This is a genomic window from Pseudomonas sp. GV105, assembly GCF_003058185.1.
In the GTDB taxonomy this organism is placed as follows: Bacteria; Pseudomonadota; Gammaproteobacteria; order Pseudomonadales; family Pseudomonadaceae; genus Aquipseudomonas; species Aquipseudomonas veronii.
Genome location: NZ_QBUF01000002.1, coordinates 211204 through 228043 on the forward strand (window position 1 = coordinate 211204; position 16840 = coordinate 228043).

Sequence of the window (16840 nt, forward strand, 5' to 3'; positions counted from 1 at the left end):
GATGAACCTGGCGCGCTACCGCTTCGTGCTGACCCGGCCGCTGCAATTGCTGCCGGTGCTGTTCGGCATCAGCCTGATCACCTTCGTGCTGGTGCGCTCGATTCCCGGTGACCCGGCGCGCGCGCTGCTCGGCTCGCGCAGCACGCCGGATGCGTTGCTGAAGATCCGCGCACAGTTCGGGCTCGACCAGCCGCTGTGGCTGCAATATTTTTACTTCTTGAAAAACCTGCTCAAGGGCGACCTCGGCCAATCGCTGTTGTACAAGGTCGATGCGTTGAAGCTGATCGTCACCCGTATCGAGCCGACCCTGGTGCTGGTGCTCGGCAGTGTGCTGCTGGCGCTGCTGATCGCAGTGCCGCTGGCCACCGTCGCGGCGCGGCGCAAAGGCGGCTGGGCGGACAACCTGATCCGCGTGTTCACCACTGTCGGCCTGGGTATGCCGGCATTTTGGCTGGGGTTGATGCTGATCCTGCTGCTTAGCGTGCAATGGGGCCTGTTTCCGGTGTCTGGCTACGGTCGCACCTGGCTGGACAAGGCGCACCATATGGTCCTGCCGTGCCTGACCATCGCCCTGGCCCTGTCGGCGGTGCTGGTGCGCAACCTGCGGGCGAGCATGTTGATGGAGTTGCAGGCGGACCATGTCACCGCTGCCCGGGCGCGCGGGTTGTCGGAAGCGGCGGTGTTTCGCCGGCATGTACTGCCCAATTCCCTGGTGCCGACGGTCAACCTGCTGGCGGTGAATATCGGTTGGCTGATCAGCGGCACGGTGGTCATCGAAAGCCTGTTCGCCATTCCCGGCATCGGCCAGTTACTGGTGCGCGGCATCTTTACCCGCGACTACATGGTGGTGCAGGGCGTGGCCATGGTGCTGGCCTGTGCGACGGTGGTGGTCAACTTCGTCGCGGATGTGGTGACCGTCGCCCTCGACCCACGGGTGAAGATGCAATGAGCACTCGTCCACTGATCGCGCCATGGCGCCTGCGCCTGCGCTTTGGCTTGCGCGACGGGCGGCTGACCGCCGCGTGGGGTTTGCTGATTCTGCTGGCGTGGCTGGGCCTGGCGTTGTTTGCGCCGTGGCTCGCGCCGTTCGACCCGATCGCGCAGAACACCGATCTCAGCTTGCTCGGGCCGAGCCTGGGCCATCCCTTCGGTACGGATAATTATGGCCGCGATATTCTCTCGCGGGTGATCTGGGGCGCACGCATCGACCTGCAATTAGCGATTGTCGGGGTGATCTTCCCGTTCATGATCGGTACCTTTATCGGCGCGGTCTCCGGCTATATCGGCGGGCGTTTCGACAGCGTCTGCATGCGCGTCATCGACGTGATCCTGGCGTTCCCGTTCCTGGTGTTGATGCTGGCAATCATGGCCATCCTCGGTCCGGGCTTGAAGAGTTTTTATATCGCCATGGCGTTGGTGGGCTGGGTGTCGTATGCGCGGTTGATCCGCTCGCAGATCCTGGTGCTCAAGGAAAGTGACTTCGCCCTGGCGGCCAAAAGCCTCGGCTTTGGCCATGGGCGCATTCTGTTCCGGCACTTGCTGCCGAATGCGATGTTTGGCTCGATTGTGTTTTCCATGTCTGACGCGGTGCTGGTGCTGCTCAACGGCGCAGCGGTGAGTTACCTGGGCCTGGGCGTGCAACCGCCGACCGCCGAGTGGGGGACGATGGTCGCCGAAGGGCAGGCCTTCATTACCACCGCCTGGTGGATCTGCACCTTTCCGGGGCTGGCCATCGTGACCCTGGCCATGGGCTTCAGCCTGCTGGCCGATGGCGTGGCGCAAGTGTTGGGAGAGCGCCCATGAGCCTGCTGCAAGTGCGCGACCTGAGCGTGATCGCCAACAATGCCGGGCGCGACGTGACCCTGGTCGACCGCGTCTCCTTCGACCTGGCCGAAGGCGAGATCCTCGGCCTGGTAGGCGAAAGCGGCTCGGGCAAGACCATGGCCTGTCGCGGGCTGATCCGCCTGTTGCCGTCGCCCAACCTGCGCGTGCAGGGCGGCGCGGTGCGCCTGGCCGGCCAGGACTTGCTGCCACTGGACGACGCAGGCATGCGCGCAATCCGTGGCGGGCAATTGGGCATGATCTTCCAGAACCCCAGCAGCCACCTCGACCCGCTGATGCGTATCGGCGAACAGATCGCCGAGGGCATCCGTCTGCATCAAGGCGCGTCGAAAAAAGACGCGCGCCGGCAAGCCATCGAAGTGTTGCGCCAAGTGGGCATTCCCGATCCCCAGGCGCGGGTCGACAACTACCCTCACGAGTTTTCCGGCGGCATGCGCCAGCGCGCCATGATCGCCGTGGCATTGGGCTGCAACCCGACAGTGCTGATTGCCGACGAACCCACCACGGCCCTCGATGTGACCGTGCAGGCGCAAATCCTGCGGCTGTTGCTGGAGCTGCGCGACCAGCGTGGCTTGTCGATCATCATGATCACTCACGACCTCGGCGTGGTGGCGCAAACCTGCGACACCATCGCGGTGATGTACGCCGGGCGCCTGTGCGAGCACGCCAGTAAATACGAGTTGCTCGCCCATCCCCGACACCCGTACACCGCGGGGCTGATCGATTGCCAGCCGGCCCACAGCAGCGGCCACGCCTTGCTGCGCACCATTGCTGGCCAGCCGCCGTTGCTCGATGCGTTGCCCGTCGGGTGCCGCTTCCACCCGCGTTGCCCGCAAGTCGGCAGCCTGTGTCGCGAACGCTTGCCGGAAGGTGCGCGGGTGGCCTGTCACTATCCGTTGGGAGATCGCCCATGAGCCTGTTGCAGATCAAGGACCTGGAGGTGCGGTTTGCCGCGTCCGGCAGCGGGATGTTCGGCCTGCACAAACAGTGGGTGAGGGCGGTCAACGGTGTGTCGCTGAACCTGGCGGCGGGCGAGACCCTGGGGCTGGTGGGCGAATCCGGCAGCGGCAAAAGTACCCTCGGCCGGGCGATTCTGCACCTCAACCCGATCAGCGCCGGGCAGGTGCTGTTCGACGGCATCGACATGGCCCACGGCAGCGCCGTCGACATCGCCCGCCTGCGCCATGAAACCGCGATGATCTTCCAAGACCCGTATGCCGCGCTGAACCCACGCCACACCATCGGCGAAACCCTTGCCGAAGTGTTGCGGGTGCAGCGCAAAGTCGCGCCGCAGCAGATCGCGCGGCGTGTCGACGAATTACTCGAGCTGGTCGGCCTGCGCCCTGAATTGGCCGCTCGCAAGCCCGGCTCCCTCAGCGGCGGCCAGTGCCAGCGAGTCGGCATCGCCCGGGCGCTGGCGGTGGAGCCGCGCTTGATCGTTGCCGATGAATGCGTGGCGGCACTGGATGTCTCGATCCAGGGACAGATCATCAACCTGTTGCTGGAACTGCAACAGCGCATGAACCTGGCGATCCTGTTCATCGCCCATGACCTGGCCATCGTGCGCCGCCTGTGCGACCGCGTGGCGGTGATGTACCTGGGCCAGATCGTCGAGGAGGGGCCGGTGGAAGCGGTCTTCACTTCACCGCGTCACCCGTATACGGCGGCGTTGATCCAGGCGATTCCCGAGATCGATCCGCATCGGCCGTTGCCCACGGAGCCCTTGCCCGGCGAGCCGCCGAGCCCGCTGAATTTGCCTACAGGCTGTGCTTTTCACCCGCGTTGCCGGTATGCCCAGACCGTGTGTTCCGTGGTGTTGCCGCCGACCCATTTCCTGCACGAGCATCGGTACAGTTGCGTGCTTGAAGAACCTTTGCTTTGACCCCTGCCATTCTTGAACAACCGCCGTTATAAACAAGGAGTTATGACATGCAATCGCGCCACTTGAAGTTGCTCGCCGCCGCCACATTGACCGCCTGGTCGCTGACCGCCGGTCTTGCCCAGGCCGCCGGTGTTCTCACCATCGGTTGCCGGGAAGACAGCACCACGTTCGATCCGATCAAAAGCGCGCAAAACCGCGACACCTGGGTCTTTGCCAACGTCTACGACACCCTGGTGCGCGTGGACAACCTGGGCACCAAGATGGAGCCGGGGCTGGCTGAAAGCTGGGAGATTTCCAAGGACGGCCTGACCTACACCTTCAAGCTGCGTGCGGCGAAGTTCTCGGATGGCTCGCCGATCACCGCAGAGGATGCGGCGTTCAGCCTGTTGCGCATCCGCGACAACAAGGCCTCGCTGTGGAGCGACCCGTTCAGCCTGATCGACACGGCCAAGGCCGCCGGCCCGCAAACCCTGGTGGTGACGCTGAAGACCCCGGCGGTCGCCTTCCTCTCGCAACTGGCGTCGCCGACGGTGTCGATCCTGTCGGAAAAGGCCATGAGCAAAATGGGCGAAGACGCCTACGCGGAAAACCCGGTGACCTCCGGCGCGTTTACCGTGGGCGAATGGCGCAAGGGCGATCGGGTGATCCTGAAGAAAAACCCGAACTTCTGGCAGGCCGGGAACGTCAGCCTGGATGGCGTGGAGTGGGTCTCGGTGACCGACGACAACACGCGCATGCGTATGGTGCAGAACAACGAGCTGGACACGGCGATCTTCGTACCGTTCTCCCGGGTTGAAGAACTGAAGAAAGACAAAAACGTGGTGATCCATTCCGACCCGTCCACCCGCGAAGATCACCTGCTGATCAACCACGAGCATGGCCTGCTGGCCAAGCCGGAAGTACGCCAGGCGCTGGACATGGCCATCGACAAACAATCGCTGGTAAAGACGGCCACTTACGGTCAAGGCACCGTGGCTTATTCCTACATCCCCAAAGGTTCGTTGTACCACTACGCCAACAACCTGCAGCGCCCGTATGACCCGACCGCGGCGAAGAAACTGCTGGCCGACGCCGGTGCCAAGGACTTGAAGTTGAACTACGTGGTCAACGCCGGCAACGAAGCCGACGAGCAGATCGCGGTGATCATCAAGGACCAGTTGGCCAAGGTCGGCGTGACGGCCAACCTGCAGAAAGTCGACCCGACCCAAAGCTGGCAGATGCTGGTGGACGGTGATTACGATATTTCGGTGATGTACTGGACCAACGACATCCTCGACCCGGACCAGAAGACCACCTTCGTGCTGGGCCACGACACCAACAAGAACTACATGACCCGCTACAGGAACGACAAGGTCAAGGAACTGGTCGCCGCCGCACGCATCGAGGCCGACCCGGCCAAGCGTGAGCAGATGTATGTCGACCTGCAGAAACTGGCGAAACAGGATGTGAACTGGATCGACCTGTACTACAGCCCGTACATCAACATCTCACGCAAGAATGTGAGCAACTTCCTGCAAAACCCATTGGGTCGCTTCACCCTCGAGGAAGTCGTGAAAAACTAAAGAACACCGCTAAATAAATGTGGGAGGGGGCTTGCCCCCGATAGCAGGGTGTCAGTCACTGCATCTGTGACTGACCCACCGCTATCGGGGGCAAGCCCCCTCCCACATGTGTCGGCCGTTACTGCGCGTCGAACGCTTGCCCGTTGATCCCGCTGCTGTCCGGCCCCATCAGGTACAGGTACACCGGCATGATGTCTTCCGGCGCCGGGTTGTCGGCCGGGTTTTCCCCCGGGTACGCCTGGGCCCGCATGCTGGTGCGCGTGGCGCCGGGGTTGATGCTGTTGGCCCGTACTGGCGCAACGGTGTCGAGCTCGTCGGCCAGGGTTTGCATCAGGCCTTCGGTGGCGAATTTCGATACGCCATAGGCACCCCAATACGCCCGGCCCTTGCGCCCGACGCTGCTGGAAGTGAACACCACCGAGGCGTCCTGGGACAGCTTGAGCAGCGGCAACAGCGTGCTGGTCAGCATGAACATCGCGTTGACGTTGATGTGCATCACCCGCATGAAGTTCTCACCGGACAACTGCTCGATCGGCGTGCGTGGGCCGATGATCGAGGCGTTGTGCAGCAGGCCGTCGAGGTGGCCGAATTCCTTTTCGATCATCGCCGCCAGCTCATCGTATTGATGGGGCAGGGCGGTCTCCAGGTTGAACGGGATCACCACCGGTTGCGGGTGGCCGGCGGCTTCGATCTCGTCGTACACCTGGGCCAGGTTGGCTTCGGTCTTGCCCAGCAACAGCACGGTCGCGCCATGGGCGGCATAGGTTTTCGCCGCCGCCGCGCCAATCCCGCGACCGGCACCGGTCACCAGGATGACGCGGCCTTTGAGCAGTTCGGGACGTGCAGAGTAATCAAACATAAATAGCCTCGACAAAATTCACTAGGTGACCAACACCGAGCTGGAAAACACTGAAGATCCCCCTCCCACATTAGATCTTCATGGGTCAGCAAGACCGGTCAAGCATCAGCAACTGCACAGCGCGTTATCCAGCACCTTGCGCAATTCCAGCGGGTGATCCACCACCACATCCGCGCCCCAGTGACGTGGGTTGTCGTCCGGGTGGATGTAGCCATAGGTGACCGCCGCCGTGCGGGTGCCGGCGTCGCGGCCGGACTCGATGTCGCGCAGGTCATCGCCGACGAACAGCACGCTGGCCGGGTCCAGGTTGAGCATCTGGCACGCTAGGATCAACGGCTCCGGGTGCGGCTTGCTGTTCGTCACGTGGTCTGGGCAGATCAGCAGCGCCGAGCGCTCGGCCAGGCCCAGCTGCTGCATGATCGGCTCGGCAAACCGCAGCGGTTTGTTGGTGACCACGCCCCAGATCAGCTTGGATTTTTCGATGTCTGCCAGCAGCTCGGCCATCCCGTCGAACAACGCGCTGTGGATCGCGCAGCCCTTGAGGTAGCGCTCGAGGAACTCCAGGCGCAGTTCTTCAAAGCCCGGGGATTCCGGGTCCATCGAGAAGGTCACGGCGACCATCGCCCGCGCGCCGCCGGAGATTTCATCGCGGATATGCTGGTCGTTGATCGGCGCCAGGTTACGGTCGGCGCGCATGGCCTGGCAGATGGCGATAAAGTCCGGCGCAGTGTCCAGCAGGGTACCGTCCATATCGAAGAGAACCGCTCGCAACTTCACAGGCTTACTCCTCGCGCAGGGTCTGGATCATGTAGTTGACGTCGACGTCGCTGGCCAGCTTGTAGTGCTTGGTCAGCGGGTTGTAGGTCAGGCCGATGATGTCCTTGACGCTCAGCCCGGCCTGACGGCTCCAGGCGCCCAGCTCGGAAGGGCGGATGAATTTCTTGAAGTCGTGGGTGCCGCGCGGCAGCAGCTTCATGATGTATTCGGCGCCGATGATTGCGAACAGGTAGGCCTTGGGGTTGCGGTTGATCGTGGAGAAGAACACCTGGCCGCCGGGCTTGACCATGCGGAAGCAGGCGCGGATCACCGAGGAGGGGTCCGGTACGTGTTCGAGCATTTCCAGGCAGGTGATCACGTCGAACTGCTCGGGCATTTCCTCGGCCAGGGCTTCGGCGGTGATCTGGCGGTATTCGACGTTCACCCCGGATTCCAACTGATGCAACTGGGCCACGGCCAACGGCGCTTCGCCCATGTCGATCCCCAGCACGGTGGCGCCGCGCTGGGCCATGGCTTCGCTGAGGATGCCGCCGCCGCAACCGACGTCCAGCACCTTCTTGCCGGCCAGGTTGATGCGTTCGTCAATCCAGTTGACCCGCAGCGGGTTGATGTCGTGCAGGGGTTTGAACTCGCTTTCGCGGTCCCACCAGCGGTGGGCCAGGGCTTCGAATTTGGCGATTTCGGCGTGGTCGACGTTGCTCATGGTGGTTCCTCTAAATCGGATAAATCGGTTTGTCGGCCCTGAACCCGGGTTCAGGACCGGCGTTATTCGCGGTGCCCGCTGATGCGCTGGCCCCAGGCAATGGCCATGGCGGTCAACTGTGGTTCATCCATGCGGGTCAACTGCCGGTTGTCGAGCAACTGCTTGCCGGCGACCCAAAGGTGTTTCACGCTATCGCGTCCGGTGGCATATATAAGCTGTGAGACCGGATCGTAGATCGGTTGTTGCGCCAGCCCCGAAAGATCAAAGGCGACGATATCCGCCGCCTTGCCGACCTCCAGCGAGCCAATCTCGCCCTCCAGGCCCATGGCGCGGGCGCCGTTGAGGGTCGCCATGCGCAAGGCACGGTGGGCATCCAGGGCGGTCACCGAACCGGAGACGGCCTTGGCCAGCATCGCGGCGGTACGGGTTTCGCCCAGCAGGTCGAGGTCATTGTTGCTGGCGGCGCCATCGGTACCGATGGCCACATTGACGCCAGCCTGCCACAGACGCTCCACCGGGCAGAAGCCGCTGGCCAGTTTCAGGTTCGATTCCGGGCAATGGATGACGCTGGTGTTGCTTTCTACCAGCAAAGCCAGGTCGTCCTCGCTGATTTGGGTCATGTGAACAGCCTGAAAGCGCGGGCCCAGCAGGCCAAGCCGGCCGAGGCGCGCCAATGGGCGTTCGCCGGTCTGCTCGACAGACTGTTGTACCTCGAACGCGCTCTCGTGCACATGCATATGGATCGCCGCGTCCAGCTCCTCGGCGATCACCCGGATCTTTTCCAGGTTGGCGTCGCTCACGGTGTAGGGCGCGTGGGGGCCGAAGGTGATCTTGATGCGCGGGTGATGCTTGAGGTCGCCGAACAACTCGATGCCCTGGCGAATCGCCTCGTCGGCGCTGCTGGCGCCGGGAATCGGGAAGTCGAGGATCGGAATCGCGATCTGCGCGCGCATCCCGCTGTTGTGGACGCAATCACTGGCGACCTTGGGAAAGAAGTACATGTCCGAGAAGCAAGTAATGCCCCCCTTGAGCTGTTCGGCGATGGCCAGGTCGGTGCCGTCGCGCACGAAGGCTTCATCGACCCACTTGGTCTCGGCGGGCCAGATGTGTTTTTCCAGCCAGGTCATCAGCGGCAGGTCATCGGCCAGGCCGCGAAACAGGGTCATCGCCGCGTGGCCGTGGGCGTTGATCAGGCCGGGGCTGAGCAGCATGCCCGGCAGCTCGCGCACTTCACTGGCGGAAAGTTTCAGCGCCGCGGCCCGCGGGCCGATAAAGGCAATGCGCCCATCGCGGATGCCCAGGCCATGCTCCTTGAGCACCACGCCGGCGGGTTCGACAGGTACCAGCCACGTCGGCAGTAGCAATAAGTCGAGCGGGGCGGCAGTGGAGGTCATCGCAGGCTTCTTCCCGGGCAGCAATAAAAGAAGGGCGAAGTATACCCGAGCGTCCTGGCTGGCGGATCGCTATAATCGGCGGCTTTTGTTCATGAGTGCGGGGTGAGGGATGCGCGATCGACTGTTGGCTGCGGAGAAAGTGAAGGCCATCGATTGGCGCGATGGCGCACTGCACCTGCTCGACCAGCGTGTTTTGCCGTCCCGGGAAAGCTGGGTGACCTGCTCCACGGTCGATGAAGTGGCCGCGGCCATACGCTCGATGGTCGTGCGCGGCGCAGCGGCCATCGGCATCAGTGCCGCCTACGGCCTGGTACTCGCCGCCCGCGAACGGATCGCCGAGGGCGATGACTGGCAGGCTGGATGGGAAGAAGACTACGCACTTTTGGCCGATACCCGCCCGACCGGCGCAAACCTGCTCTGGGCCCTCAAACGCATGCGCGACCGCCTGGACCGTCTCAAACAGCACGCCGATCCGCTGGCGGTGCTGGAGGCCGAAGCCATCGCGATCCATGAGAGCGACCGCGAAGCCAACGTCGTCATGGCCCAGTTGGGCGTCGAGCGGATTCGCAAGCACCAGGGCAACGCCCAGGCGATCCTGACCCATGGCAACGCAGGCGCCCTGGCCACGGGAGGCGTCGGCACGGCCCTCGGCGTGATCCGCGCGGCCTTCCTGGAGGGTCTGGTCGAGCAGGTCTATGTCAACGAAACCCGGCCATGGTTGCAAGGTTCGCGGCTGACGGCGTGGGAATTGGCTGGCGAGGGGCTGCCCGTCACGGTCAATGCCGACTCGGCGGGCGCGCATATCCTCAAGACCAAAGGTGTGACCTGGGTGATCGTCGGCGCCGACTGCATTGCGGCCAACGGTGATGTGATCGGCAAGATCGGCACTTACCAATTGGCGGTCTGCGCGATGCACCATGGCGTGCGTTTCATGGTGGTGGCGCCGAGTTCGACCCTGGACCTGATGATGGCCTCCGGCGATGACGTGGCCCTGGAAGAGCGCGCTGCGGGCGAGTTGCTGGACGTCGCCGGGCAGCGTTTTGCTGCGGATGTGAATGCCTTCAATCCGGTGTTTGATGTGACCCCGGCCGACTTGATCGACGTGATCGTGACCGAAAAGGGTGTTGTCGAACGGCCTGACACGGCCAAGCTCGCCAAGTTGATGTGCCGTAAACGCCTGCATTGAGGGCTTTGGTGGTTGTTAGATTGCCATCGGGAGCAAGCTCCCTCCCACATTTGACGGTGTTCACAATTTGAGTGTGGCAGGGGGCTTGCTCCCGATTGGCCTTGAAAGGCCATGGTTTCTTCGGATCTGCCGCGCAAAAACAGCGCCACCCCGGCTCTAAGCCCCTCTCGTCGTCCTCAAGCCTGTCATCCGTCAACTTACTATGCTCCATGCCCATCAGGGGGATAGGTGCGTGGCGGCGATTGTGATAACATCCGGCGGTTTCCAGGGTCGCCCCGAGGGGCTGCCTTTAACGTGCAGATCCGTGTCATAACTCGTTGATTTGTCGTAAGTCGTTGCCAGGCACCATGCCGGCAGCGGCGAGCTTCGTTCGTCCCATATGGATGTGACGAGGTTTCACCCGAAAAAGGAATCAGGCTTCTCATGGGCGAACTGGCCAAAGAAATCCTCCCGGTCAATATCGAAGACGAGCTGAAACAGTCCTACCTCGACTACGCGATGAGCGTAATTGTCGGTCGGGCACTGCCTGATGCGCGCGATGGCTTGAAGCCCGTGCACCGGCGTGTGCTGTTCGCGATGAGCGAGCTGGGTAACGACTGGAACAAGCCGTACAAGAAATCTGCCCGTGTTGTCGGTGACGTGATCGGTAAGTATCACCCTCACGGCGACACTGCGGTGTACGACACCATCGTTCGGATGGCCCAGCCGTTTTCCCTGCGCTACCTGCTGGTAGACGGCCAGGGCAACTTCGGTTCGGTCGACGGCGACAACGCCGCGGCCATGCGATACACCGAAGTCCGCATGACCAAGCTGGCGCACGAGCTGCTGGCCGACCTGCACAAAGAAACCGTGGACTGGGTGCCGAACTACGACGGCACCGAAATGATCCCGGCGGTCATGCCAACCCGTATTCCCAACCTGCTGGTCAACGGCTCCAGCGGTATCGCCGTGGGCATGGCCACCAACATCCCGCCGCACAACCTCGGTGAAGTCATCGACGGTTGCCTGGCCCTCATCGACAACCCCGAGCTGACCGTCGATGAGCTGATGCAATACATCCCGGGCCCGGACTTCCCGACCGCCGCGATCATCAACGGTCGCGCCGGCATCATCGAAGCCTATCGCACCGGCCGTGGCCGCATTTACATGCGCGCCCGCTCGATCATCGAAGACATCGACAAGGTCGGTGGCCGCCAGCAGATCGTCATCACCGAGCTGCCTTACCAGTTGAACAAGGCGCGTCTGATCGAGAAGATCGCCGAGCTGGTCAAGGAGAAGAAGCTCGAAGGCATCACCGAGCTGCGCGACGAGTCCGACAAGGACGGTATGCGCGTCGTGATCGAGCTGCGTCGTGGCGAAGTGCCTGAGGTGATCCTCAACAACCTCTACGCCCAGACCCAGCTGCAAAGCGTGTTCGGTATCAACGTCGTGGCCCTGATCGACGGTCGCCCGCGCATCCTGAACCTCAAGGATCTGCTGGAAGCCTTCGTCCGTCACCGTCGCGAAGTCGTGACCCGCCGCACCGTGTTCGAACTGCGCAAGGCCCGCGAGCGCGGCCACATCCTGGAAGGCCAGGCGGTTGCGCTGTCGAACATCGACCCGGTCATCGCCCTGATCAAGGCTTCGCCGACCCCGTCGGAAGCCAAGGAAGCGCTGATCAAGATGCCGTGGGAATCCAGCGCCGTGGTGGCGATGGTTGAACGCGCCGGCGCCGATTCCTGCCGTCCCGAGACCCTCGACCCGCAATACGGTCTGCGCGACGGCAAGTACTTCCTGTCGCCGGAACAGGCCCAGGCCATCCTCGAACTGCGCCTGCACCGCCTGACCGGTCTGGAGCACGAGAAGCTGCTGGCCGAGTACCAGGAGATCCTCAACCAGATCGGCGAGCTGATCCGCATCCTCAACAGCGCCGTGCGCCTGATGGAAGTGATCCGCGAAGAACTGGAAGTGATCCGCGCCGAATACGGCGACGTGCGCCGCACCGAAATCCTCGATGCGCGTCTCGACCTGACCCTGGGTGACATGATCCCGGAAGAAGAGCGCGTCGTGACCATCTCCCACGGTGGCTATGCCAAGACCCAGCCATTGGCTGCGTACCAGGCCCAGCGTCGTGGCGGTAAAGGCAAATCGGCTACCGGCGTCAAGGATGAGGACTACATCGCTCACCTGCTGGTCGCCAACAGCCACACCACGCTGCTGCTGTTCTCCAGCAAGGGCAAGGTGTACTGGCTGAAAACCTACGAAATCCCGGAAGCCTCCCGTGCCGCCCGTGGGCGTCCGCTGGTCAACCTGCTGCCGCTGGACAGTGATGAGTACATCACCACCATGCTGCCGGTCGATGAATACACCGAAGGTCACTTCATCTTCATGGCCACCGCCAAGGGCACCGTGAAGAAGACCCCGCTGGAATCCTTCAGCCGTCAACGCAGCGTGGGCCTGATCGCCCTGGAGCTGGATGAAGGCGACGTGTTGATCTCCGCAGCCATCACCGATGGCGAGCGTGAAGTCATGCTGTTCTCCGATGGCGGCAAAGTGACGCGCTTCAAAGAATCCGACGTGCGTGCCATGGGCCGTACCGCCCGCGGTGTGCGTGGGATGCGCCTGCCGGAAGGGCAGAAGCTGATTTCCATGTTGATCCCGGAAGAAGGCAGCCAGATCCTCACCGCTTCGGCGCGTGGTTATGGCAAGCGCACCGCCATCAGCGAGTTCCCGGAGTACAAGCGTGGCGGCCAGGGCGTTATCGCCATGGTCAGCAACGACCGCAACGGCCGTCTGGTCGGCGCGGTACAGGTGCTCGATGGCGAGGAGATCATGCTGATTTCCGACCAGGGCACCCTGGTGCGTACCCGTGTCGCTGAAGTATCGAGCCTGGGCCGTAACACCCAGGGCGTGACGCTGATCAAGCTGGCCAACGACGAAACGCTGGTTGGCTTGGAACGCGTCCAGGAACCGTCGGAAGTCGAAGGCGAAGAGCTGGAAGGCGAGGCATTTGACGGCGAGGTGATCGCAACCGGCGATGACAGCGTCGACGAGCCGACCCTCGACGCTGCCGCAGACGAAGAAGAACCGCAGGAATAAGCGGACAAACAGGGGGGCGGATGAAGATTCGCCCCTTGTTGTTTGTCACCTTTGAAATATCAATGCTCCCCCTGTAGGAGCGGGCTTGCCCGCGAAAATCGTCAACGATAACGCGTGCATCCTGGATAAACGCGGTGATCTTGCGTTTTTCGCGGGCAAGCCCGCTCCTACAGGCAGCGTTAGCAGTTAATATTCGATTTATTGCACCACCCCCACCAGATCAGAGTGAGATTGGATGTGAGCAAGAGAGCCTATAACTTCTGTGCCGGTCCCGCGGCGCTTCCTGAAGCAGTCCTGCAGCGCGCGCAGGGTGAACTCCTCGATTGGCATGGAAAAGGCCTCTCTGTGATGGAAATGAGCCATCGCAGTGATGAGTTCGTGTCCATCGCCACCAAGGCCGAGCAGGACCTGCGCGACTTGCTGGACATTCCCTCCGACTACAAGGTGCTGTTCCTGCAGGGCGGCGCGAGCCAGCAGTTCGCCCAAGTGCCGCTGAACCTGCTGCCCGAAGACGGCACGGCCGATTACATCGACACCGGTATCTGGTCGCAGAAAGCCATCGAAGAAGCTGCGCGCTACGGCAACGTCAACGTCGCCGGTACCGCCAAGCCTTACGATTACTTCGCGATTCCAGGTCAGAACGAGTGGAAGCTGTCGAAGGACGCGGCCTACGTACACTACGTGGCCAACGAAACCATTGGCGGCCTGGAATTCGACTGGGTGCCGCAAGTGGGTGACGTGCCGCTGGTGTGCGACATGTCTTCGGACATTCTCTCGCGGCCGATCGATGTGTCCAAGTACGGCATGATCTACGCCGGCGCGCAGAAGAACATCGGCCCGAGCGGCATCCTGGTCAACATCGTCCGTGAAGACCTGCTCGGTCGCGCCCGCTCGCTGTGCCCGACCATGCTCAACTACAAGGTCGCGGCCGACAACGGCTCGATGTACAACACGCCGCCGGCGTTTGCCTGGTACCTCTCGGGCCTGGTGTTCGAGTGGCTCAAAGAGCAGGGCGGCGTTGCCGCCATGGGCAAGCTCAACGAAGTGAAGAAGCGCACCCTGTACGACTTCATCGACGCCAGCGGTTTGTACAGCAACCCGATCAACCTGACCGACCGCTCGTGGATGAACGTACCGTTCCGCCTGGCCGACGACCGTCTGGACAAGCCGTTCCTGGCCGGTGCCGAGGCGCGCGGCCTGCTGAACCTCAAGGGTCACCGTTCGGTGGGCGGCATGCGCGCCTCCATCTATAACGCTGTCGATATCAATGCCATCAACGCGTTGGTGGCCTACATGGCAGAGTTCGAAAAGGAACACGGCTAATGTCTGAGCAAGAACTCAAGGCCCTGCGTGTACGCATTGACAGCCTGGACGAGAAAGTCCTGGAGCTGATCAGTGAGCGCGCGCGCTGTGCCCAGGAAGTGGCGCGGGTGAAGATGGCGTCCCTGGCGGAAGGCGAAGTGCCGGTGTTCTACCGTCCGGAGCGTGAAGCTCAGGTGCTCAAGCGCGTGATGGAGCGCAACAAGGGGCCGTTGGGTAACGAAGAGATGGCGCGGTTGTTCCGTGAAATCATGTCTTCCTGCCTGGCGCTCGAGCAGCCGCTGAAAGTGGCTTACCTCGGCCCTGAAGGCACCTTCACCCAGGCGGCAGCGATGAAGCACTTCGGTCACGCGGTGATCAGCAAGCCGATGGCAGCGATCGACGAAGTGTTCCGTGAAGTGGCGGCCGGCGCGGTGAATTTTGGCGTGGTGCCGGTGGAAAACTCCACCGAAGGCGCGGTCAACCACACCCTGGACAGCTTCCTTGAGCACGACATGGTGATCTGCGGCGAAGTCGAACTGCGCATCCACCACCATTTGCTGGTGGGTGAAAACACCAAGACCGACAGCATCAGCCGCATCTACTCCCACGCCCAGTCCCTGGCCCAGTGCCGCAAGTGGCTGGATGCCCATTACCCGAATGTCGAGCGCGTGGCGGTGTCCAGCAACGCCGAAGCGGCCAAGCGGGTCAAGGGCGAGTGGAACTCGGCGGCGATTGCCGGCGATATGGCGGCGGGCCTGTACGGCCTGACGCGCCTGGCCGAAAAAATCGAAGACCGCCCGGACAACTCCACGCGCTTCTTGATGATCGGCAGCCAGGAAGTGCCGCCGACTGGCGACGACAAGACCTCGATCATCGTCTCCATGAGCAACAAGCCCGGCGCGCTGCATGAACTGCTGGTGCCGTTCCACGACAACGGGATTGACCTGACGCGCATCGAGACTCGTCCTTCGCGCAGCGGTAAATGGACCTACGTGTTTTTTATCGACTTCATCGGCCATCACCGCGATCCGCTGGTCAAAAGCGTGCTCGAGAAAATCAGTCAGGAAGCCGTGGCACTCAAGGTGCTGGGCTCTTACCCGAAAGCGGTTTTGTGAGGCGTTAACATGAGTGGCAACTTCCTCGCCCTGGCGCAGCCGGGCGTGCAACAACTGTCGCCTTACGTTCCAGGCAAGCCTGTGGACGAGCTGGCGCGTGAGTTGAACCTGGACCCGGCGAAGATCGTCAAGCTGGCCAGTAACGAGAACCCTCTGGGTCCAAGCCCCAAGGTGCTGGCGGCGATTCGTGAAGAGCTGGCCGAGCTGACCCGTTATCCGGATGGCAACGGTTTTGCCCTCAAGTCCCTGCTGGCGCAGAAGTGCGGGGTCGAGCTGAATCAGGTGACCCTGGGCAACGGCTCCAACGACATTCTTGAACTGGTCGGTCGTGCCTATCTGGCGCCCGGCCTGAACGCCGTGTTCAGCGAGCACGCGTTTGCGGTCTACCCGATCGTCACCCAGGCCGTCGGTGCCGATGCGCGGGTGATTCCTGCCAAGGACTGGGGTCACGACCTGCCGGCCATGCTGGCGGCGATCGATGCACAGACCCGCGTCGTGTTTATCGCCAACCCGAACAACCCGACCGGCACCTGGTTCGATGCACAGGCACTGAACGACTTCCTACAGGATGTGCCGGAACATGTGCTGGTGGTGCTGGACGAGGCCTACATCGAGTACGCCGAAGGCAGCGACCTGCCCGACGGCCTGGATTTCCTCGCGGCCTACCCGAACCTGCTGGTCTCGCGCACGTTCTCCAAGGCTTATGGCCTGGCGTCGCTGCGCGTCGGCTACGGCCTGTCGACGGCGGTGGTGGCCGATGTGCTCAACCGTGTGCGTCAGCCGTTCAACGTCAACAGCCTTGCCCTGGCGGCGGCCTGCGCAGCGTTGCAGGATGCCGAGTACCTGGAAGAAGGGCGTCGCATCAACGAAAGCGGCATGCTGCAGTTGCAGGCAGGCTTTCGTGAGCTGGGCCTGGGCTGGATTCCGTCCAAGGGCAACTTCATCTGCGTCGATCTCGGCCAAGTGGCGGCCCCGGTGTTCCAGGGCTTGCTGCGCGAAGGCGTGATCGTGCGTCCGGTGGCCAACTACGGCATGCCGAACCACCTGCGCATCACCGTCGGTCTGCCGGCTGAGAACAGCCGCTTCCTGGAGGCGCTGGCCAAGGTTCTGGCCCGTGGTTGATGTCACTGCATTGCAACC

Annotated in this window: 14 protein-coding genes; 10 read left to right on the forward strand and 4 right to left on the reverse strand. The window is 62.6% G+C overall.

The genetic code is table 11. The features are described 5' to 3' along the window. The first annotated feature begins 1 nt into the window (after position 1). From C8K66_RS04670 to C8K66_RS04690, 5 genes are read left to right on the forward strand one after another with little or no spacing between them, the layout of a single operon-like run. Positions 2-949, forward strand: a complete 948-nt coding sequence (locus tag C8K66_RS04670; RefSeq protein WP_046384288.1) for an ABC transporter permease — start codon at positions 2-4, stop codon at positions 947-949. Next, entirely contained in the window at positions 946-1803 is an 858-nt protein-coding gene (locus C8K66_RS04675; RefSeq protein ID WP_057003760.1) for an ABC transporter permease, read from the forward strand. Before C8K66_RS04670 ends, C8K66_RS04675 begins: the two co-directional genes overlap by 4 nt. Further along, positions 1800-2756, forward strand: a complete 957-nt coding sequence (locus C8K66_RS04680) for an ABC transporter ATP-binding protein (protein WP_079443132.1) — start codon at positions 1800-1802, stop codon at positions 2754-2756. The genes C8K66_RS04675 and C8K66_RS04680 overlap by 4 nt, the downstream gene beginning before the upstream one ends. Continuing rightward, on the forward strand, positions 2753-3724 hold the full coding sequence (locus C8K66_RS04685) for an ABC transporter ATP-binding protein (protein ID WP_108524373.1): 972 nt from the start codon (positions 2753-2755) through the stop codon (positions 3722-3724). Before C8K66_RS04680 ends, C8K66_RS04685 begins: the two co-directional genes overlap by 4 nt. Positions 3725-3771: 47 nt before the next feature. Beyond that, positions 3772-5286, forward strand: a complete 1515-nt coding sequence (locus C8K66_RS04690; protein WP_046384285.1) for an ABC transporter substrate-binding protein — start codon at positions 3772-3774, stop codon at positions 5284-5286. Positions 5287-5404: 118 nt separating this feature from the next. On the opposite strand, the gene C8K66_RS04695 is transcribed toward C8K66_RS04690, so the two are convergent. The 4 genes from C8K66_RS04695 to C8K66_RS04710 all read right to left on the reverse strand — a co-directional run bounded on the left by C8K66_RS04695 (position 5405) and on the right by C8K66_RS04710 (position 9019). Beyond that, positions 5405-6145, reverse strand: a complete 741-nt coding sequence (locus tag C8K66_RS04695) for a YciK family oxidoreductase (protein WP_017848858.1) — start codon at positions 6143-6145, stop codon at positions 5405-5407. A gap of 105 nt (positions 6146-6250) precedes the next feature. After that, positions 6251-6922 carry an N-acetylmuramic acid 6-phosphate phosphatase MupP gene (mupP, locus tag C8K66_RS04700; RefSeq protein WP_046384284.1) on the reverse strand — a complete coding sequence of 224 codons (672 nt, stop codon included), beginning with the start codon at positions 6920-6922 and terminating at the stop codon, positions 6251-6253. 4 nt (positions 6923-6926) lie between these two features. After that, on the reverse strand, positions 6927-7625 hold the full coding sequence (gene ubiG / locus C8K66_RS04705; RefSeq protein WP_017848856.1) for a bifunctional 2-polyprenyl-6-hydroxyphenol methylase/3-demethylubiquinol 3-O-methyltransferase UbiG: 699 nt from the start codon (positions 7623-7625) through the stop codon (positions 6927-6929). 62 nt (positions 7626-7687) lie between these two features. Next, positions 7688-9019, reverse strand: coding sequence for a TRZ/ATZ family hydrolase (locus C8K66_RS04710; RefSeq protein ID WP_046384283.1), 1332 nt, complete (start codon positions 9017-9019; stop codon positions 7688-7690). Positions 9020-9128: 109 nt separating this feature from the next. On the opposite strand from C8K66_RS04710, the gene mtnA reads away from it, so the two are divergent. The 5 genes from mtnA to hisC all read left to right on the forward strand — a co-directional run bounded on the left by mtnA (position 9129) and on the right by hisC (position 16822). After that, entirely contained in the window at positions 9129-10205 is a 1077-nt protein-coding gene (mtnA, locus tag C8K66_RS04715) for an S-methyl-5-thioribose-1-phosphate isomerase (RefSeq protein ID WP_057003757.1), read from the forward strand. Between the two features lie 423 nt (positions 10206-10628). Then, positions 10629-13283: a DNA gyrase subunit A gene (gene gyrA, locus C8K66_RS04720; RefSeq protein ID WP_017848853.1), complete on the forward strand. Its 2655-nt coding sequence runs from the start codon at positions 10629-10631 to the stop codon at positions 13281-13283. 237 nt (positions 13284-13520) lie between these two features. Further along, a complete protein-coding gene (gene serC / locus C8K66_RS04725) occupies positions 13521-14606 on the forward strand; it encodes a 3-phosphoserine/phosphohydroxythreonine transaminase (protein ID WP_026140261.1) in 1086 nt (361 codons plus the stop codon). Beyond that, complete coding sequence (gene pheA, locus C8K66_RS04730; RefSeq protein WP_017848851.1) at positions 14606-15700, forward strand: prephenate dehydratase; 1095 nt, start codon at positions 14606-14608, stop codon at positions 15698-15700. The genes serC and pheA overlap by 1 nt, the downstream gene beginning before the upstream one ends. A gap of 9 nt (positions 15701-15709) precedes the next feature. Next, positions 15710-16822: a histidinol-phosphate transaminase gene (gene hisC / locus C8K66_RS04735; RefSeq protein WP_017848850.1), complete on the forward strand. Its 1113-nt coding sequence runs from the start codon at positions 15710-15712 to the stop codon at positions 16820-16822. The last annotated feature ends 18 nt before the right edge of the window (positions 16823-16840 follow it).